Origin of the sequence: Haloechinothrix aidingensis, from assembly GCF_013450155.1 — a bacterium.
Taxonomy (GTDB): Bacteria; Actinomycetota; Actinomycetes; order Mycobacteriales; family Pseudonocardiaceae; genus Haloechinothrix; species Haloechinothrix aidingensis.
Window position 1 is genome coordinate 177,328 of the sequence record NZ_JACCKD010000001.1, and the last position, 18,200, is coordinate 195,527.

General features: G+C 68.8%; 16 protein-coding genes and 1 tRNA gene. 6 read left to right on the top strand and 11 right to left on the bottom strand.

The genetic code is table 11. The annotated features are described in order from the left end of the window. Nucleotides 1-50: 50 nt before the first annotated feature. On the top strand, nt 51-932 hold the full coding sequence (locus tag H0B56_RS00830) for a class E sortase (RefSeq protein WP_180890993.1): 882 nt from the start codon (nt 51-53) through the stop codon (nt 930-932). Beyond that, complete coding sequence (locus H0B56_RS00835; RefSeq protein WP_180890994.1) at nt 932-1,084, top strand: hypothetical protein; 153 nt, start codon at nt 932-934, stop codon at nt 1,082-1,084. Before H0B56_RS00830 ends, H0B56_RS00835 begins: the two co-directional genes overlap by 1 nt. Before the next feature lie 95 nt (nt 1,085-1,179). Here the strand turns inward: H0B56_RS00835 and H0B56_RS00840 are convergent, their stop codons facing one another. Further along, complete coding sequence (locus H0B56_RS00840; protein WP_180890995.1) at nt 1,180-2,385, bottom strand: saccharopine dehydrogenase family protein; 1,206 nt, start codon at nt 2,383-2,385, stop codon at nt 1,180-1,182. 73 nt (nt 2,386-2,458) lie between these two features. Here H0B56_RS00840 and H0B56_RS00845 point away from each other — a divergent pair, with 73 nt between their 5' ends. Next, the gene (locus H0B56_RS00845) at nt 2,459-3,100 is read left to right on the top strand and encodes an aminodeoxychorismate/anthranilate synthase component II (RefSeq protein WP_180890996.1); all 642 of its coding nucleotides are present in this window, start codon (nt 2,459-2,461) and stop codon (nt 3,098-3,100) included. 109 nt (nt 3,101-3,209) lie between these two features. Here H0B56_RS00845 and pknB read toward each other — a convergent pair whose 3' ends face one another. From pknB to H0B56_RS00880, 7 genes are all read right to left on the bottom strand, one after another. Further along, the gene (gene pknB, locus H0B56_RS00850; RefSeq protein ID WP_180890997.1) at nt 3,210-5,240 is read right to left on the bottom strand and encodes a Stk1 family PASTA domain-containing Ser/Thr kinase; all 2,031 of its coding nucleotides are present in this window, start codon (nt 5,238-5,240) and stop codon (nt 3,210-3,212) included. 64 nt (nt 5,241-5,304) lie between these two features. Further along, a complete protein-coding gene (locus tag H0B56_RS00855; protein ID WP_180890998.1) occupies nt 5,305-6,627 on the bottom strand; it encodes a serine/threonine-protein kinase in 1,323 nt (440 codons plus the stop codon). Then, nucleotides 6,624-8,099 (bottom strand): peptidoglycan D,D-transpeptidase FtsI family protein, encoded by a 1,476-nt coding sequence (locus H0B56_RS00860; RefSeq protein WP_180890999.1) that lies wholly within the window; start codon nt 8,097-8,099, stop codon nt 6,624-6,626. The genes H0B56_RS00855 and H0B56_RS00860 overlap by 4 nt, the downstream gene beginning before the upstream one ends. Next, a complete protein-coding gene (locus tag H0B56_RS00865; RefSeq protein WP_180891000.1) occupies nt 8,096-9,550 on the bottom strand; it encodes an FtsW/RodA/SpoVE family cell cycle protein in 1,455 nt (484 codons plus the stop codon). Before H0B56_RS00865 ends, H0B56_RS00860 begins: the two co-directional genes overlap by 4 nt. Beyond that, the gene (locus H0B56_RS00870) at nt 9,550-10,857 is read right to left on the bottom strand and encodes a PP2C family protein-serine/threonine phosphatase (RefSeq protein WP_180891001.1); all 1,308 of its coding nucleotides are present in this window, start codon (nt 10,855-10,857) and stop codon (nt 9,550-9,552) included. Before H0B56_RS00870 ends, H0B56_RS00865 begins: the two co-directional genes overlap by 1 nt. After that, nucleotides 10,854-11,327, bottom strand: a complete 474-nt coding sequence (locus H0B56_RS00875; RefSeq protein ID WP_089299514.1) for an FHA domain-containing protein FhaB/FipA — start codon at nt 11,325-11,327, stop codon at nt 10,854-10,856. Before H0B56_RS00875 ends, H0B56_RS00870 begins: the two co-directional genes overlap by 4 nt. An 83-nt stretch (nt 11,328-11,410) precedes the next feature. After that, nucleotides 11,411-12,730: an FHA domain-containing protein gene (locus H0B56_RS00880; protein ID WP_180891002.1), complete on the bottom strand. Its 1,320-nt coding sequence runs from the start codon at nt 12,728-12,730 to the stop codon at nt 11,411-11,413. Nucleotides 12,731-12,859: 129 nt separating this feature from the next. Here H0B56_RS00880 and H0B56_RS00885 point away from each other — a divergent pair. Further along, nucleotides 12,860-12,942, top strand: a tRNA-Leu gene (locus H0B56_RS00885). Between the two features lie 110 nt (nt 12,943-13,052). On the opposite strand, the gene H0B56_RS00890 is transcribed toward H0B56_RS00885, so the two are convergent. From H0B56_RS00890 to H0B56_RS00900, 3 genes are all read right to left on the bottom strand, one after another. Next, nucleotides 13,053-14,210 carry a CapA family protein gene (locus H0B56_RS00890; RefSeq protein WP_180891003.1) on the bottom strand — a complete coding sequence of 386 codons (1,158 nt, stop codon included), beginning with the start codon at nt 14,208-14,210 and terminating at the stop codon, nt 13,053-13,055. Between the two features lie 89 nt (nt 14,211-14,299). Continuing rightward, nucleotides 14,300-15,160 (bottom strand): HpcH/HpaI aldolase/citrate lyase family protein, encoded by an 861-nt coding sequence (locus H0B56_RS00895; RefSeq protein ID WP_425484487.1) that lies wholly within the window; start codon nt 15,158-15,160, stop codon nt 14,300-14,302. Between the two features lie 7 nt (nt 15,161-15,167). Next, nucleotides 15,168-16,244: an HpcH/HpaI aldolase/citrate lyase family protein gene (locus H0B56_RS00900; RefSeq protein WP_180891005.1), complete on the bottom strand. Its 1,077-nt coding sequence runs from the start codon at nt 16,242-16,244 to the stop codon at nt 15,168-15,170. Nucleotides 16,245-16,810: 566 nt separating this feature from the next. Between H0B56_RS00900 and H0B56_RS00905 the strand changes: the two genes are divergently transcribed. Both H0B56_RS00905 and H0B56_RS00910 read left to right on the top strand, forming a co-directional pair. Then, nucleotides 16,811-17,464, top strand: a complete 654-nt coding sequence (locus H0B56_RS00905) for a hypothetical protein (protein WP_180891006.1) — start codon at nt 16,811-16,813, stop codon at nt 17,462-17,464. 50 nt (nt 17,465-17,514) lie between these two features. Next, nucleotides 17,515-18,180, top strand: a complete 666-nt coding sequence (locus H0B56_RS00910) for an NAD(P)H-binding protein (RefSeq protein WP_180891007.1) — start codon at nt 17,515-17,517, stop codon at nt 18,178-18,180. Nucleotides 18,181-18,200: the final 20 nt, after the last annotated feature.

An 18,200-nucleotide genomic window follows, 5' to 3' on the forward strand; every position in this document is an offset into this window, starting at 1 on the left:
ACGGGGCAGAAGCCCCAGGGTCACCGGGTCGCGGGTGAGAGGAGTCTGGCGTGTCCCAGCGCCCAGAACGGGGCAACGGTGGTCGGCAGGCGACCGGGCACCGCGCCGGGTACCTCGTGATCCGGACAGCCGGGGAGCTGCTGATCACCGCGGGTATCGTGCTGCTGCTGTTCGTGTTCTACACGCTGTACGTCACCAACTGGACCTCGGCGCAGCTGCAGCGCGAGTCCGAGGAGCGGCTCGAGCAGGCATGGGACGAGCAGGACGGGATGGATGTCTCGGCCGAAGCGGGCACCGACAGCACCGATGCCGGCACCGACAGCGCGTTCGCGCGAATCCGGATCCCGGCGTTCGGTCCTGATTACCGGTACACGGTCCAGTCCGGCGTCGATGCGGACCATCTGGAGATCGGCCCTGGTCACTACCCGCAGAGCGCGTTGCCCGGCGAGCCGGGCAACTTCGGAGTCGCCGGTCACCGGATCGGCCGAGGGGCGCCGTTCACCGACCTCGACGAGCTGAGCTCCTGCGATGCGCTGGTGGTGGAGACGGCCACGAACTTCTTCGTCTACCGCGTGCTGCCGTTCGACGAGGAGATCGACGGCTGGGAGTCGATCCGCCAGCGGCGACCGGAATGCGCCAACGTGCCGACGCTGCGCGAGGCGGGGGACGGCGCGAACGAGCCGTACGGGGATACGGTGGGTCGGCGCATCGTGACCCCGGACCGCTCCGACGCCGTGGCCCCCGTGCCGTACCGGGAGGTGGATGCGCTGCCCAGGCTGGAGCAGGCCGCGCTCATCACGCTGACCACGTGCCATCCCCAGTACTCCGACCGGGAGCGGCTCATCGTGCACGGCGTGCTGACCCAGCAGGTTCCGAAGAGTCAGGTACAGGACGACTACGGGCAGTTGCTCGAACAGCTCGGGGAGGTGTGATGTACGCGTGGCTGTGGCGGCACCTGCCTGGTCCGCGTCCGGTGCGCGCGTTGATCGCCCTGGCACTGATCGTGGGCGTGATCGCGCTGTTGATGCTGGTGGTGTTCCCCTGGGCAGAGCCCCTGCTGCCGTTCAACAACGTCTCCGTGTGACGCATGCGCACGCCGCCGCGTCGCTGATCGGCGGCGTGCGCATGGCAGTTGCTGGCTCTGGCTGACTGTGGCTGGTTGTGGCGTGCCGAACGTGGTTACCGGCGCGGGCCGGGCGGATGGGCGGGCTGCCCGTCCAGCACGTTGAACGAGATCCCGGCATCCCGCAGGCGTGCGATGAGGGGCTCGGCCATGGCGGTCGCCGTGGTTACCTGGCCGGCCGTCTCCGGCAGGTCGTCGAAAGCCAGGCACAGTGCGGACTCCGCCAGCATCTTCGATGTCTCGCCGTAGCCCGGATCGCCCCCGGATACCTCCGTCACCACCTCCCGGTCGCCAGCGACGCCGTGGAAACGCACGGTGAACCAGCTCTTGGCGCGCTGGCTCTCGCTGGGCCCCTCGCCCGGCTTGCGCAACGCCGCGAGGCGGGTGCGCACCGGTGGGATCTGGGCGAGCGCGGCCAGCGCGCCGGCTCCCAGCACACCACCCACCGCGACCGGGAGCCGCTTGACGGCGGCGTAGTGGCTGTAGCGGAAGTCCGGTCCGTACCGTTCGACGGCCCGCGCCGAGCGGGCGACCACAAGCGGGTCGATGGTGGGCATGGGCAGTACCCAGGACCGGGCGATCTTGTTGTGGCGCGGCTTGCCGGGTACCGACCGGGCGATGCGGTCGCCGGGCCGGCCTTCCCGGTCACGGCGCTGCCGCGACACCGCGTTCATCTGCCTGGCACGTGACATGGCCTCCAGCGCCGAGGCGAACGTGCCGCCCGAGAAGTTCCCGCTGCCCCGGAGGAAGCCCTCCATCCGGATCGGGCGGTCGCTGGGCAGCTGGGACACCGTGTAGTAGACGCCGAGGTCGTGCGGAACGGAGTCGAAGCCGCAGGCGTGTACCAGGCGCGCGCCGGTGGACACGGCCTGGTCGTGGTACGCGAGGTACATCCGGTCGACGAACTCCGGCTCCCCGGTCAGGTCGACGTAGTCGGTTCCCGTCTCGGCGCACGCGGCGACCAGTGGTTCGCCGTAGCGCAGGTACGGGCCGACCGTGGTGATGACGACCTTGGTGCTCCTGGCGAGCTCGCGCAACGAGTCCGGGTCGCCGATGTCTGCGTGAAGCAACGGGAGTCGCGCGCAGGACGGGTCGATTTCGGCCAGCCGTGCCCGCACGGTCTCCAGCTTGCCCTGGTCTCGCCCGGCCAGCGCCCAACGGCAGTCGGCTGGGGCGTGGGCGGCGAGGTACTCGGCAGTGAGCCCGCCGGTGAAGCCGGTGGCGCCGACGACGACGAGATCGTAGGTGCGGTCGTGGGCCATTCGGAACGCTCCTTCGTTGATGCGACGCACGAGCAGTACGCGCCAGTAGCGTACTCGCGGTTACGCTGGAGGCATGCGCGTGCTGGTGGTCGACAACTACGACAGCTTCGTCTACAACCTTGTTCAGTATCTCGCCCAACTCGGCGCCGACTGTGTCGTGCAGCGTAACGACGTGGTCGAGATGGACCACCTGGGCAGTTTCGACGGGGTGCTCGTGTCTCCGGGGCCGGGGACTCCCGAACGAGCGGGGCAGAGTATGGCCGTGGTCCGGGAGTGTGCCCGGCGGGAGATCCCCGTGCTCGGTGTCTGTCTCGGTCATCAGGCGATGGCCGCCGTGTGGGGCGCCACCGTGGACCGCGCGTCCGAGCTGCTGCACGGCAAGACGAGCGAGGTGCACCATGACGGTGTCGGTGTGCTCGCGAGCGTGCCCTCGCCGTTCACCGCGACCCGGTACCACTCGTTGACCGTGCTCGCCGACACCGTCCCCGAGGAGTTCGAGGTCACCGCCCGGACTTCGTCGGGCATCGTGATGGGGGCCCGTCACAGGGAGCTGCCGCTGGAAGGTGTGCAGTTCCATCCGGAGTCGGTGCTGACCCAGTACGGGCACCGCATGCTGGCCAACTGGATGTCCGGCACCGGCCACCCGGTGGAGACCTCACTGGTGAACGGCCTGGAGGAGTCCACCCACGCCCTGCAGCGAGCCGCCGCAGTCTGAGCGCGGGTGGGAGCCCAACGGGTTGGAGCCCAATGTGACATCCGGCTCCATCTAGGGAACCAAGGTCACCTTGGGCTCCGCACCCGTCGGCGGAGTCCCGGCCAAGCGGTTACCAGTCCCCACCGCCGTCCCTGCCGGGCGGGCTGTTGTTGCCGTCGCCACCACCGATACCGAAGCCGCCGTCGTCGTCACCGCCGTCACCACCACCGTCGTCGCCCCCGCCGGGCTCGAACTCGCCGATGAGGAGGGTGACCGAGGTGGAGCGGGTCATGGTGTCCCCGGGGCTCGGGGAGCTCTCCAGCACCCGTTCGTGCTCCTCGGGGTTGTCCACCGACGTGGTCTCGACCGAGACGTTGCCGGTATGGCCCGCGTCCTCCAGCGCCGACCGGGCCTCGTCCTCGGTCATGTCGATGACGTCCGGCATCTCGATCTCCTCGTCGGCGCCCGTGGAGACCTGCAGGGTCACCTCGGAGCCCTCGACGGCCTCGCCGTCCCTCGGGGACTGGCCGACCACGGTGCCCTCGGGCTCGCTCGAGTCGACGTCCTCCCGCACGACCTCGAACCCGGCGCCGTCCAGGCCGGCTCGCGCGATCTCGAAGGTCTCACCGACGTAGTCGGTGACCTCGACCATCTCCGCCTCCTCGTACACCTTCAGCTTCACGACCTCGCCCTCCTCGGTGGACGAGCCCGCTTCGGGGGTGTGCTCGGCGACCTTCCCTGCGAGGTCGGGGTCGTTGTTCTCGACTTCCTCCTGGGTGGGATCCAGCAGGAGGTTGTGGTCCTCGATGGTCTGCTCGGCCTCGGAGACGGACTTGTCGGTCAGGTCGGGCATGTCGAACACCTCTGGCGGTGCCCCGACGTGCACGACGACCTCGGTGGAGACCTGGTGGTTGGTTCCCTGCTCGGGGTCGGTACTGATCACCTTGCCGACCTCGTCGCTGCTACAGGGCGGTTCCTCCCCGTACTCCTGCGGCCAGCACGGTACGGACTGGCGATCCAGGTTGTTGAAGCCTGCCTCTCGCAAGCTGCGTTCGGCGGAGCTGTACTCCTGGCCGACCACCATGGGGATATCGGCGGATCGCTCGCCGGAGTCGAACACGCCCATCAGCCACATGATGAACGCGAGTGCGGCGACCGCCACCGCGGCGAGCACCATGAACATCCGGTTCCGCCGCTTGCGCCGATCCTCCTCGTCGTCCTCGAAGTCCTCGCCGAACTCGTCGGTGTCGGCGTCGTCGCCGCCCGCCGCCATCACCTGCGTGCGGTCCTCGTCGGTCATGACCGCGGGAGCGGTGGGGCGCTCGTTGGCGAGCACGCGAACGAGATCGGCACGCATCTCCGAGGCCGACTGGTACCTGTTGGCAGGCCCCTTGGTGAGCGCCTTGAGCACCACGGCGTCCAGCGCGGGACTCACGTCCGGATTGATCGCGGACGGCGGCGTCGGATCCTCCCTGACGTGCTGGTAAGCCACCGAGACGGGGGAGTCGCCCGTGAAGGGAGGTTCCCCGGCGAGGAGCTCGTAGAGCACGCATCCGGCCGCGTAGACGTCGCTGCGGGCGTCGACCGACTCCCCGCGGGCCTGCTCGGGGGAGAGGTACTGGGCTGTGCCGATCACCGCGGCCGTCTGGGTCATGGCGGCTTGGCCGTCGTGGATGGCCCTGGCGATACCGAAGTCCATCACCTTGACGGCGCCACTCGTGGTGATCATGACGTTGGCCGGCTTGACGTCGCGGTGCACGATTCCGGCGCGGTGCGAGAAGTCGAGCGCGGCACACACGTCCGCCATGACCTCCATGGCGCGCTCCTGCCGGAGCGGGCCCTCGGTCTTGACGATGTCGCGCAGCGTCCTGCCGTCGACGTACTCCATCACGATGTACGGCAGGGTTCCGGAGTCGCTGTCCGTCTCGCCGGTGTCGTAGACGGCGACGATCGCGGGATGGTTCAGGGCAGCCGCGTTCTGTGCCTCACGCCGGAAGCGTTCCTGGAAGATGGGGTCACGGGCAAGGTCCGCGCGCAGGATCTTGACGGCGACCTCGCGGCCGAGTCGAACGTCGTGCCCGTGGTACACCTCGGACATGCCGCCGTAGCCGAGCGTGTCGCCGATCTGGTAACGGTCGGACAGCAGGTTGGCTGTGCTCATCTGGTTAGGCCCGTTCTCACTCTCGCAGCAAGGTCGTCATGCTCATCTACCTAACCCCATAGGGTTAACGTACGTCGACGGCGTCGGGGTTCGCGCGTGACCCCGGCTGATTATGGGCGTACACGGCGGTCCCGTCGCGCCAACTATCACTCGAATCACGTCCTCCGCCGGGTGCTCCTCTGTCCAGGGGTTCGGACCGCGCGTCCTGCTGACGCGATTCCGTGGTGTTCTCGGTGACGCTCGATGGTCCGCTGTCGCCGCGTAGTGCCAGTGGGACGATCACAGCCACGGCGATGAGCAGGACCGTGACGAGGGCAACGATCACCCACGGCCATACCCGCCCGCTCTCTCCTGAAGACGACGCGGCCCCGTGGGGCATTACGCCGCCCGATGGCGGAGTCCGCGCGTACTGGTCCGCGACCGGTACGTGTCCAGCCTGCTGATACGGCACCGGTACCGGCTGCAGGCCGGGCCGGGAGCCCGGCGGGACGGCGGGTGAACCGGCAGGGCGTGCGAGCCCGGACGGTAACGGCGGGGGCCCGCCTGCCCGCACCGCCGCTGCCGCCCCGGCGAACTCGCTACCGTCGCGGTAACGCTGGGAGGGATCCTTCACCAGCGTCGACTCGATCAGCGCGCGCACCGTCGGAGGTACGTCCTGCGGTAGCGGCGGCGGCGTGTCGCGGATGTGCATCATCGCGACCGTGACCGCGTTCTCGGACAGGAACGGGCGGTATCCGGTCAGGCACTCGTAGCCGCATACACCGAGCGAGTAGACATCGCTCGCGGGCTCGGCCTCGTGCCCGATCGCTTGTTCGGGAGCTATGTAGTGCGCGGTTCCCATGACCATGCCGTTCCGGGTGACCGGGGCGGCGTCCGCGGCCTTGGCGACGCCGAAGTCGGTGATCTTAACCGTCTCGGTGCCGTCCGCGCCACGCATGACGAGAATGTTGCCTGGTTTGACGTCGCGATGCACCAGCCCGCGCGCGTGCGCCGCGTGCAGCGCACGACCGGCCTGCTCCAGGATCGGCAGCAGGCGGTCCGCCCGGATGCGGCCGTTCCTGGCGAGGATCCCGGCGAGCGGCTCACCGTCCACATACTCCATCACCAGGTAGGCGATGTTGTCGTCGCCGCCGTCCAGCGCGCTCGCCTCACCGTAGTCGTGCACCGCCGCGATCCCCGCGTGGTTCAGCGCGGCCGTGGTGCGCGCCTCGGTGCGGAACCGGTGGAGGAACTCGGCGTCCCCGGACAGTTCGGCCTTGAGGATCTTGACAGCCACGACCCGATCCAGCCGGGTGTCGTTGGCCTGCCACACCTCGCCCATACCGCCGACCGCTATCCGGCTCGTCAGCAGGTATCGCTCCGCGAGGAGCCGTCCGGACGTGATCATTCGGACTGCCCCCTGAGCGCGGAGTCGATCGTCATCCTGCCGATCTCGGCGGCTACCGAACCTCCCGTGGCAGCCAGACCGCGGTCCCCGCCGTTTTCCACCAGCACGGCGACCGCGACCTCCGGGTCATCGGCCGGTGCGAAAGCGGTGTACCAGGCGTGCGGCGGGGTGTTCTTCGGGTCCGATCCGTGCTCGGCCGTCCCGGTCTTGGAGGCGATCGTGAGGTCGTCGCGCTTGCCCCCGCCTGCCGTGTTCTCCTCGGACTCGATCATCATGTCGCGAAGGATCTCGGCGTTCTCCTCGGACAATGCCGGTTCGCCGGTCAGCTCGTCCTCGCTGTAGTCCGAGATCGTCGACAGGTCGGGGGCCAGTAGCGACTTGACCAGCTGTGGGCGCATCGCGGTGCCGTCGTTGGCCACCGCCGCGGCGAGCTGGGCGACCTGCAACGGTGTCAGGCGCACGTCGCGCTGGCCGATCCCGCTCTGGTACAGCGAGGCCTCGTCCGGGAGCTGGCCGACGCTGGACATCGCCACGCGCATCGGAATGTCCAGGTCGGATTTCCCGATGCCGAAGTTCTCGGCGGTGTTGCGCAGCGTGCTCGCGCCGAGCTCGCCGGCGAGCTCGGCGAAGGCGGTGTTGCACGAGTACGCCAGTGCGTCCTCCAGGGTGGACCCCGGGCAGGTCTGGCCCCCGAAGTTCTGCAGCTGGGTCTGGGTGTTCGGCAAGGTGATACTGGACGCGCTGTTCACCTCGGTGTCGGGGGTTGCCCCGTTCTGCAGCGCGGCGGCTGTGGTGACGAGCTTGAACGTGGATCCGGGCGCGTAGGTCTCCCGGATCGCTCGGTTGCTCATCGGTCTGGAGGGATCCTCGGACATCGCGGTCCAGGCTTCCTCCTGTGCCTCTCCGTCATGGGTGGCCAGCGAGTTCGGGTCGTACGACGGGGTGGAGACCATGCCGAGGATCTCGCCGGTGTCCGGCTTGATCGCAACCACGGCTCCGGTGAAGCCGCGGTCAGTCATGGTCTCGTAGGCGGTGCGCTGCACCTCCGGGTTGATGGTCACCTGGACGTGCCCGCCCCGCGGGTCCCTGCCGGTGATCATGTCGGAGAGCCTGCGCACGAACAGTCGCGCGTCGTTGCCGCTGAGGATGTCGTTGCGCGCGCGCTCGAGCCCGGCCGAGCCGTACCGCCACGAGTAGTACCCGGTCACCGGCGCGTACATGGGCCCTTCGGTGTAGCGGCGCAGGTACTGCAGGCGCCCCGAGGTCGGCTCGCCGTGCGCGAGGACCCGACCATCGAACTGCGAGACGATCTGGCCGCGCTCGCGCGAGTACTCGTCCAGCAGGACTCGCTGGTTGCGCTGGTCGGCACGGTACTCGTCGGCCTTGAACACCTGGATGTATGTGGCGTGTGCGAGTACGAGCACGATCATGGTGAGCATGGCGATGCCGACGCGACGCAGTGGTGTGTTCATGACGGCCGCTCCACCATGACGGTGCCCGTGTCGGACAGCGGTGTCCGCTGCTGCTCGGCGCGCGGCCGCGCACCCTGCTGCGGCCTGCGTGCGGCATCGGATATCCGGAGAAGCAGCGCGACCAGGATGTAGTTGGCCAGCAGGGAGGAACCACCGTAAGACAGGAACGGCGCGGTCATACCCGTCATCGGGATGAGGCTGGTGACCCCGCCGACGACGACGAATACCTGCATGGTGATGGCGAACGCGAGGCCCCCGCCGAGCAGCTTGCCGAAGGTGTCCCGCACGGCGAGCGCTCCCCGCATCCCGCGCATCGCCAGGATCAGGTACACCATGAGGACGCTGGCCAGCCCGATGAAGCCGATCTCCTCACCGATCGCCGCGGCGATGAAGTCGGTCTTCGACAGCGGCACCATCTCCGGCCTGCCCGCGCCGAGACCGGTGCCGGCCACGCCGCCGGTGCCGAGGCCGAACAGTGCCTGAGCGTTCTGGTAACCCCCGCCCGCCTCGTCGTAGGTGGCCAGCGGGTCCAGCCAGTTCCTCGTTCGCTGCTGCACGTGCGTGAACAGGTTGTAGGCGATGACACAGCCTGCGGCGAACGGCACCAGGCCGACGAAGATCCAGATCGCGCGCTCGGTGGCGACGTAGATCAGCATCAGCACCATGCCGAACAGCAGTAGCGCCTGTCCCAGGTCTTTGAGCAGGACGAAGATCGCCAGCGCCGCACCCGTCGCCAGCACGATCGGACCGAGGTCGCGGGGCCGCGGCCACTCTATCCCGAGCACCCGCTTGCCGGCGGACATGAACAGGTCCCGTTTCGAGACCAGGAACGCCGCGAAGAAGATCAGCAGCAGGATCTTGGCGAACTCGCCGGGCTGGAGGCCGAGCGGGCCGATACGGACCCACACCTTCGCGCCGTTGACCTCCGAGACGGATGCCGGCAGCAGGCCGGGCAACGCGAGCGCGAAGAACCCGATAAGGCCGCAGGTGTAGGCGTAACGGGTGAGAGTGCGGTGGTCCTTGATGAGGACCAGTACGGCGAGGAAGAGCGCCAGCGCGATCACGGTCCACAGGACCTGGCGTGGCGCGTCCGGAGTGAACGCGATGTCCTGCTGGGCCGCGCGCTCGGCGCTCGCCAGGTCGATGCGGTAGATCATCACCAGGCCGATGCCGTTGAGCAGGGCCACACACGGCAGGATCAACGGGTCGGCGTACGGGGCGAAGTACCGGACAGCTACGTGCGCGACGGTGAACACACCGAGATAGGACAGGCCGTACCAGACGATGGACAGCGTGAGCTCCTGTCCCTGGTTGGCGTCCACGAGCATGAGGGCGAACGTGATGATCACCGTGGCGAAGGCCAGCATCAGCAGCTCGGTGCCGCGGCGGGTGGGGAGCTTGCGGGTCGGTCCGCTACCCGTGCCCGGAGAGGTGTCCACCGGTGAGGACATCAGCGATCGCCACCGCTAGCCTCGTCAGCGGTGCAGCTGACCTCCTCGCGCGTGCCGGCATCGGGCTTGTCATCCAGCACGAACTCCGCGCGCAGGGTCGCGATGAAGTCGCGGGCGTCGTCCAGATCGTCCTGCTGCACACCCCGGCACACGTCGCCACGCGCACCGTACTGCAGTTCCGCGAGGAACAGCGGGTCACACAGCGCGTCGCTCGGCGCACACGAGCCTTCCGACCGGGAGCTGAGCTCGAGCCCGAAGATGCTGCCCGTGACGCCCTGGTAGATCGTCACCTCGTTGTTGTCGCCCACCCCGACGTAGTACTGCTGCATCACGAAGTACCGGGTGGCCAGCGCGATGGCTGCCAGCAGCACGAGACCGAGCCCGAGCAGGGCCGTGAACGTGATCCCCTTGCGCCACCCGCTCGTCCCCGCCTCGGGCTGGTCCGCGCCGGACTCGGTGGAGTCGGGGGGTTCTGTGGACGGTGCGGGTGCCGTCAGGGCCTGCGCACGGGCTGCGGGTGAGTCACCCTGCGGCCCCTCATCACTGCCGTCCCCGGCGGCGCCGCCGACGATCGGGGCGTCCTCCCCGAAGTCGACATCGACGACATCGGCGACGATGACAGTGATGTTGTCCGTACCACCCCCCTTCAGCGCGAGCTCGATCATGCGGTCCGCACAGTCCTGCGGGTCGCCGATCGTGATCGCGTCGGTGAGTGTCTCGTGCGAGACCATCCCGGACAGCCCGTCCGAGCACAGCAGGTAACGGTCGCCTGCCCTGGCCTCCCGGACGGTCAGGTTGGGCTCCGCTTCCTGGCCGGTCAGTGCCTTGAGGAGCAGCGCGCGCTGCGGGTGGTTCTCCGCCTCCTCCTCGGTGATCCGGCCTTCGTCCTGCAGCTGCTGGACGAAGGTGTCGTCGTGGGTGATCTGCGAGAACTGGCCGGAACGGTAGAGATAGGCGCGGGAGTCGCCGATGTGCACCAGTCCGAGCCTGCTCCCGGAGAACAGGATCGCGGTCAGGGTGGTGCCCATGCCCTCGAGCTCGGGGTCGCTCTCCACCAGCTCGGCGATGGCCCTGTTGCCGCTGAGCACGCTGTCACGGAGCTGGGTGAGCAGGTCGTCTCCCGGCTCGTCGTCGTCCAGCGGCGCGAGCGCGGCGATGACGACCTTGCTGGCGACCTCACCCGCGGCATGGCCACCCATGCCATCGGCGAGTGCGAGGAGGCGAGGCCCGGCGTAGACGGAGTCCTGGTTGTTCGAGCGAACCAGGCCGCGGTCACTGCGGGCGGCGTAGCGAAGCACAAGGGTCATGGGCGCAGCTCGATCACCGTCTTGCCGATCCGTATGGGGACACCGAGTGGCACTCGGAGGGGTGCTGTGACTTTAGCCCGATCCAAGTATGTTCCGTTCGTTGATCCCAGATCTTCGACATACCAGTCCGACCCTCGCATGGACAGGCGGGCATGCCGGGTGGAAGCGTAATCGTCGTCGAGTACGAGCGTGGAGTCGTCCGCCCTTCCGATCAGGATCGGCCGATCGTCCAGCGCGATACGGGTGCCGGCCAGTGCCCCGTGCGTCACGATCAATTGCCGCGGCTGCTTGCCGCCACCGCCGCCGCGGGACTTGGGCTGCTTCTTATCGCGCTTCGAGGGCGGGAGCTCGGTGCGCACACCGGACGCCGCGTACAGATCCGAGCGCACGACCCGCAGGGCCGCTAGCACGAACAACCAGAGCAGGGCGAGGAACCCTGCTCTGGTGAGTTGAACCACTAGCTCCGGCACCGCCTACGCCCACTCCCGCTTCGTAGTGCCCATGGTTTGCGCTTGTTCCCCTGCGATTTCCGGTACGGCCCTGTCGGTCGGTGCTAGCCCTGCGTGCGGAACGTGAGTGAGGAATGTCCCACCCTGATCACATCGCCGTCGGCCAGCTGCCAGGTCTGTACCGGGGTTCCGTTGACGGTTGTGCCGTTCGTCGAACCGATGTCGGCCAGCGTGGCACTCTGCCCGTCCCACGTGATCTCCAGGTGCCTGCGGGACACGCCCGTGTCGGGCAGCCGGAAGTCGGCGTCCTGCCCGCGACCGATGACGTTACCGCCCTGCTTGAGGGAGTAGTTGCGGTTCGATCCGTCGTCGAGCTGGAGCGAGGCGGACAGCTGCCGGGGTGCGCCGCCCTGGCCTCCCGGAGGCGGGAAGCCGGGCTGACCGTAACCACCCATGCCTGGTGCGCCACCGGGTGCTCCGGGCGGAGGGCCGGCAGGACCGCCGTAGCCGGGGTCGTAACCGGGGGCGCCTCCTGGTGCGCCGTAGCCGGGGTCGTAGCCGGGTGCGCCGCCCGGCGGGCCGTAGCCCGGTGGGCCGTAACCGGGGTCGTAGCCGGGGTCGTAACCGGGTGCCCCGGCTGGGGCGCCTCCTGGTGCGCCGTAGCCGGGGTCGTAGCCGGGTGCGCCGCCCGGCGGGCCGTAGCCCGGTGCGCCGCCCGGTGCGCCGCCCGGTGCGCCGTAACCGGGGTCATAGCCGGGGTCGTAACCCGGCTGGCCGTAGCCGTACGGGTTCTGTTGACCGTACGGGTCGCCCTGGTCGTAGCCGGGCTGACCGTAGCCGGGGTCATAGCCTGCCTGACCGTAGCCGGGGTCGTACCCCGGCTGACCGTAGCCGGGGTCATAGCCGGGCTGGCCGTAGCCGTACGGGTTCTGTTGACCGTACGGGTCGCCCTGGTCGTAGTGGCCGTAGCCGGGTGGCTGACTCATTGCTCGGTCTCCTGCGTCACGGGGTGGTGTTTGTTGTCCTGCGCTTCCCACGCTGTGCACTGCGGCGTCTGGGTCGACAGTAGAGCGGACCCTGAACTGCCCAGTATGCAGCGCCTCAGTGCGCTCAAGCGAGACTACGACGTCACCATATGTGTCCCATCCATGTTCTGCGAGATGTTCGGCGACTGCGTTCGCGAGGATGTGGGTGATGCGGGACTTGCCGTCCGCCATGTGGTCATAGTCCCTCTGTCCCAGCAGCACGACGTAATGGTTCGGTGCGAGTAGCCGGCCACCGGCGAGTTCACGGAGGTTGTCCTCGCTTTCTCGTTCGAGTGCCTGCGCAACTTCCTGTGTGACGACCTTGCCGCCGAACATGCGTGCAAAGGTGTTACCCACGATGCCCTCGAGGCGCCGATCAAAGCGCTGTACGCGGCCCATCGTTCCCGGCCTCCTTTGCACGACCTCTCACCTTTAGATCGTATCTGCGTGCGGTAGGGCCGGCACTGGCCCTGTCGAAACGTGCGTTCGAGGCCCTGCTAGAGTGGTCCCGCTTGCGATTCAGCACTCGGGCGAGTGGCGGAATGGCAGACGCGCACGGTTCAGGTCCGTGTGTCCGAAAGGACGTGAGGGTTCAACTCCCTCCTCGCCCACCCTTCCCGGTGTCCTCTGGGGCTTCCCCCAGGAGACGCCGCTTCGCGGAGGAGCCGAAGGTGACACTCGGCTCCTTCTACGGAACCGAGGTCACCTTCGGCTCTGTCCTTCACTCCCGCCCGGGCCTGGTCAGGCCGTGTGCCGCGGCACCGTCCCCGAGTACGGCGCCGTCCGTACGCTCCAGTGCCTCCTCGCGCCGCGGCGTGGGATCAGCGGTGGTCAGGTCGACGAGCCGGATCGGCTCGTCGAGGTCGACCAGGGTGGGGATGTACTCGGCGGTCTCGGCTACCCACCCGTCATCGGTGTGGGTGAACTCGAAGCGTGCCGCGATGCCCTCCTCGGTCGTGCCGCGCGGCTCGGCGTGCCGCGCGACATGGTTACCGAGGCCGTAGGCCACCCACCGCTCGCCGACGCGGTCGATGGACTGCACCACGTGCGCGTGGTGACCCAGGATCAGGTCGACCGCCCCCGCCTCCAGCAGCCGCTCGGCGAGCTCGCGCTGCGCAGGGGACGGGACGTGCTCGTACTCCCGTCCCCAGTGCAGGCTGGCGACGACGATCTCGGCGCCGTTCTCACGCGCCAGCGCGGCTTCCTCGACGATCGCCTCGTGGTCGAGCTTGTCGGCGAGCCACTCCTTGCCCTGCGGGAGCTGTAGACCGTTGAAGCCGAACGTGTAAGACAGGTGCGCGACACCGACCCCATCCACGTCGATCACGGTCGGGGAAGCGGCCTCCTGCTCGGTACGCGCCGAGCCGGCGTGCTCGATGCCGTTGCCGTCCAACGCGTCGAGCGTGCGCACGACGCCGTCCTCACCCTGGTCCAGCGTGTGATTGGAGGCTGTGGAACACGTGTCGTAGCCGGTGGCGGCCAGCGCGTCGGCGATCTCCGGCGGGGCGTTGAAGCTCGGCCACCCGCTGAACGGGCCGCCCTGCTCGGCCAGCGGTACCTCCAGGTGGCAGATCGCCAGATCGGCGTCCGACACCAGCGGCTCCACGCCGGCCAGCAAGGGCCGGAAGTCGCGCTCGCCGCGTCCGGTCGTGCTGGCATCCCGGGCGGCCTGCTCGGTCAGGTCCGGGTGCAGGAGTATGTCCCCGGTGCCGAGCACGGTGATCGAGTCGGGACGGCCCGTGCGATCGTCCGGGGCCTGCTGGCTGCCTTCCCGGTCCGGCTCCGCGGGTTCGGGCGCAGCGTCGCCCAGTGTCGTCGTGCACGCACCGAGCAGCACGGCGCAGGACAGCGCGAGTGCTGGACGAACCCTACGCCGCATACTCGCTCTCCTTGATTCCCCAGGTAGGTGGGAGCCGAACGTGACATTGGGCTCCCAAGAAGGAACCCGCTGTCACGTTCGGCTCCCACCTACTGCCGAGTGGTGATGGCTTCGGACAGCGCGAGGATGCGCCTGGCGTTGTCCACGTGCAGGTTCTCGATCATGCGGCCATCCACCGTCACGACCCCGCGCCCTTCCGCGCGGGCCTCCTCGAACGCATCGATGATCTTGCGCGCCTGCGCCACCTCGTCCTCGGAAGGCGCGAACACCCGGTTGCACGGTTCGAGCTGGCCGGGATGGATGAGCGTCTTGCCGTCGAAGCCCATCTGCCGCCCCTGCAGGCACTCGGCCTCGAATCCTTCCGCGTCGGAGACGTCGTTGTAGACGCCGTCCAGGATCGTCTTGCCCGTCGCTCGGGCGGCCAGCAGTGCCAGCGACAACCCCCCGAGCAGTGGAGTACGACCCGGCACGAACTCGGCGTGCAGTTCCTTGGCGAGATCGTTGGTCCCCATGACGAGGACGTCGAGTCGCGCGCTCGCCGCGGCGATCTCCTCCGCGTGCAGCATCGCCACCGGTGTCTCGATCATCGCCCAGATCGTGGTGTGCTCCGGAGCGCCGGTGAACTCCAGGGCCCGCTCGATCGTGTGCACCTCCGCCGCGGAGTTCACCTTCGGGACGACGATGCCGTCCGGCCCGGCCTCGGCCGCCGCACGCAGGTCCGCCTCGTGCCACTCGGTGTCGAGCCCGTTCACCCGGATCGTCACCTCGCGCGAGCCGTACCCGCCGGAGGACGCCGCCGAGCACACCCGTTCCCGGGCCTCCTCCTTGGAGTCCGGTGCCACGGCATCCTCGAGATCGAGGATCAGGGCGTCGGCGTCGAGTGTCTTGGCCTTCTCCAGTGCCCGCTCGTTGGCTCCGGGCATGTACAGCACGGAGCGGCGGGGTCGCAGGGTCTCGTCAGTCATCGGCCATCGCTTCCTTGGTCGCCTCGTCGTAGGCCTGACCCAGCTCCGGGTCACGGGAGGCCAGCTGTTCGGCCAGTTCGGCGACCACCCGGCACTGCTTGACGGTCGCGTCGTCCTGCATCTTGCCGTCGATCATCACCGTGCCGGTGCCGTCGCCCATCGCGGCGATCACCTTGCGCGCCCAAGCCACCTCGGAAGGCTCGGGGGAGAAGACCTTCTTCGCGATCGCGATCTGCTTGGGGTGCAGGCTCCAGGCACCCACGCAGCCGAGTAGGTAGGCGTTGCGGAACTGGTCCTCGCAGCCGACGACGTCGCGGATGTCTCCGAACGGTCCGTAGTACGGCAGGATCCCGTGCATGGCGCAGGCGTCGACCATCCGCGCGACCGTGTAGTGCCACAGGTCCTGCTGGTAGCTCGTGCGCCCCTCGGTGACGTCCTCACCGGTCGGGTCGGTGCGCACGAGGTAGCCGGGATGCCCGCCACCGACGCGGGTGGTCTTCATCCTCCTGCTCGCGGCGAGGTCGGCCGGCCCGAGCGAGATGCCCTGCATGCGGGGGCTCGCCGCGGCGATCTCCTCCACGTTGGCCACCCCGCTGGCCGTTTCCAGGATCGCGTGCACCAGCAGGGGGTGGCGCAGCCCGGCACGGGCCTCCAGCTGGGCGAGCAGGCGGTCGACGTAGTGAATGTCCTCGGCGCCCTCGACCTTCGGCACCATGATCACGTCGAGCTGCTCACCGACCTCGGTCACCAGCGTGATCAGGTCGTCCAGCACCCAGGGAGAGTCCAGGCTGTTCACCCGCGTCCACAGCTGCGTGTCCCCGAAGTCCGTCGACTTCGCGACCTCGACCAGCCCGTTGCGCGCCGCTTCCTTGTGGTCGGCAGGCACGGCGTCCTCGAGGTTGCCGAGCAGCACGTCGACGTCGCGAGCCATATCGCCGGCCTTGGCGCGCATCTTCTCGTTGCTCGGGTCGAAGAAGTGAATCATCCGGGACGGGCGCAACGGGATCTCCCGGACGGGGTCAGGAGCACCCAGGGCCAGGGGTGCGAAGAAGTCCTTCGGTGAGCGCATGGAACCTCCGTGTTCCGGGTTCTAACTCCTCAGGCGGACCGTTCACCGTGCTCGGGTCACCGGAGACCGACCGGTGCGTGCCGCCGGTGGTCGTGAGCCACCCGGTGGGCAGCCCCGCCAGCCGGCTGGTGAACAGCCCTCCTGGGGTTTCCTCTTCACTCGTCGGCAGCGTGTGGTTACCGCTCACCTTAGATCCCGCCGGCGCGTTCGCGCGGGGGCGTCGGCAGCGGTGTTAGTCACCTCCCATTCGTGACGGCAGGTCGCGGAGAGGGCCGTGCCCTCCCGCCACAGGGTCAGCCGGCTGTTGCTCTCCGTGGCCATATGGGCGGAAATGCTCGGCGACCACCGGTATGGCATCACCCGTCTGGTCGTACGGTCGGACTGAACTGGGTGTACCGCTCGTCGACCGGTCACCGACCGCTCACTGCCGTCGGTCGCATGTCGATCGCGAGAAGCAGACGCAGGCGATCACGCCCTGATAGCTAGTAGGGAGAAGCGCTCGCACGCCCAGTTGCACGGGCAGTACGCGTGCGCCGAGCGGCAAGATTACGAGGAGGCTGAACTTCGTGGCGGTGACACCTGGACACACAGGATCGACGTCGGTCACTGGTGGTTCGCAGGGTGCGGGTGCGTGCCCGAACCGAGTCGTCCCGCCGGGTCCCCTCCCGGACGACACCCGGCGTGTGGCGCAGAAGGCCGCCGCCGAGCTCGGTTGGGGCGGCGAGGTTCTGCCGGAGATGCGCGTGCTCGGCAGGAAGGTGCACCTGGTGGCGCGGCTGCGCCCCGATGCGCATGCCGAGCGCATCGCGACCGGGTACGAGCCGGTGATCGACCGTACGACGGTCGCGACGTGGACCTGGCCGGAAATGGCGGATGTGGCGCCCGCCCCCGCCGTGGAGATCAGCGGTGTGCTCACCGTGACGCGGCACTGGCGTACGGCGCTGGCTTGGGCCGTGCCGTTCGCGCGCTACTTCGACGCCGCGATGTTGCTGCCGGGCGAGGCTGCCCTCACCCACGATTACGTGACCAACTGCCTTCCCCGGGCGCGGGCCTACGGCCTGTCGATCCTCACCCTCGACGGCGAGGACGGGGTGAGTCGCGATCTCGCGGGCAGCGTGGACCGGGTGATGATGGGCGTCGACCCGATTTCGCGGTGGATCAACGAGCTCGCCTACGAGCAGGTCCTGGAGTCCGCGGACGTGCCGGCAGGAGCCGAGTGACGGCACGCCCGGCCGACACGCACGCATGATCATCTCGCTAGAGTGAGATCATGCGTGTAGTGATCGCGGGCGGGCACGGCTTGATCGGTCTCCGCCTCGCGCGGCTGCTGTGCGAGCGCGGCGACGAGGTATGCGGCATCGTCCGCAACTCGGCGCACCGGGACGACCTGTCCGCGGTCGGTGCATCCAGCGAGGTCTGCGACCTCGAGGAGGCAGGCGCGGACGAGGTCGCCGCGATCCTGACCGGCGCCGACGCGGCGGTGTTCGCCGCGGGCGCAGGCCCGGGCAGCGGGGCGGCACGGAAGGAGACGGTCGACCGCGACGCGTCCGTCCTGCTCGCCGATGCCGCCGAGCGTGCGGGTGTGCGCCGGCTCGTGCAGATCAGCGCGATGGCGCTGGATCGTGCCGATGATCCCGCTGTGGGTGAGGTGTTCGCGGCGTACCTGCGCGCGAAAGCCGCGGCCGAACAGGACCTGCGTGCTCGCGACCTCGACTGGACCATCCTGCGTCCCGGTCGGCTCGATGACGCGCAGGGCACCGGCCGCGTGTGGCTCGCCGAGCAGGTCGACCGCGGGGAGGTCTCCCGGGACGATGTCGCCGACGTGCTGCGCGCCTTGCTGGACGCGCCGGAGACGGCACGGATGACGCTGGAACTGATCGGGGGCGAGACCCCGGTCGCGGAGGCTGTTCGCGCGGTGGCGAGGAGCCGAAGGTGACAGCCGGCTCCATAGATGGA

What these genes read in the sequence shown, in the direction of transcription:
- H0B56_RS00845 (WP_180890996.1), top strand. Translation starts at nt 2,459, where the DNA reads ATGCGCGTGCTGGTGGTCGACAACTACGACAGCTTCGTCTACAACCTT.
- H0B56_RS00900 (WP_180891005.1), bottom strand. Translation starts at nt 16,244, where the DNA reads ATGCGCTCACCGAAGGACTTCTTCGCACCCCTGGCCCTGGGTGCTCCT.
- H0B56_RS00860 (WP_180890999.1), bottom strand. Translation starts at nt 8,099, where the DNA reads ATGAACACACCACTGCGTCGCGTCGGCATCGCCATGCTCACCATGATC.
- H0B56_RS00910 (WP_180891007.1), top strand. Translation starts at nt 17,515, where the DNA reads ATGCGTGTAGTGATCGCGGGCGGGCACGGCTTGATCGGTCTCCGCCTC.
- H0B56_RS00890 (WP_180891003.1), bottom strand. Translation starts at nt 14,210, where the DNA reads ATGCGGCGTAGGGTTCGTCCAGCACTCGCGCTGTCCTGCGCCGTGCTG.
- pknB (WP_180890997.1), bottom strand. Translation starts at nt 5,240, where the DNA reads ATGAGCACAGCCAACCTGCTGTCCGACCGTTACCAGATCGGCGACACG.
- H0B56_RS00880 (WP_180891002.1), bottom strand. Translation starts at nt 12,730, where the DNA reads ATGGGCCGCGTACAGCGCTTTGATCGGCGCCTCGAGGGCATCGTGGGT.
- H0B56_RS00835 (WP_180890994.1), top strand. Translation starts at nt 932, where the DNA reads ATGTACGCGTGGCTGTGGCGGCACCTGCCTGGTCCGCGTCCGGTGCGC.
- H0B56_RS00840 (WP_180890995.1), bottom strand. Translation starts at nt 2,385, where the DNA reads ATGGCCCACGACCGCACCTACGATCTCGTCGTCGTCGGCGCCACCGGC.
- H0B56_RS00870 (WP_180891001.1), bottom strand. Translation starts at nt 10,857, where the DNA reads ATGACCCTTGTGCTTCGCTACGCCGCCCGCAGTGACCGCGGCCTGGTT.
- H0B56_RS00855 (WP_180890998.1), bottom strand. Translation starts at nt 6,627, where the DNA reads ATGATCACGTCCGGACGGCTCCTCGCGGAGCGATACCTGCTGACGAGC.
- H0B56_RS00865 (WP_180891000.1), bottom strand. Translation starts at nt 9,550, where the DNA reads ATGTCCTCACCGGTGGACACCTCTCCGGGCACGGGTAGCGGACCGACC.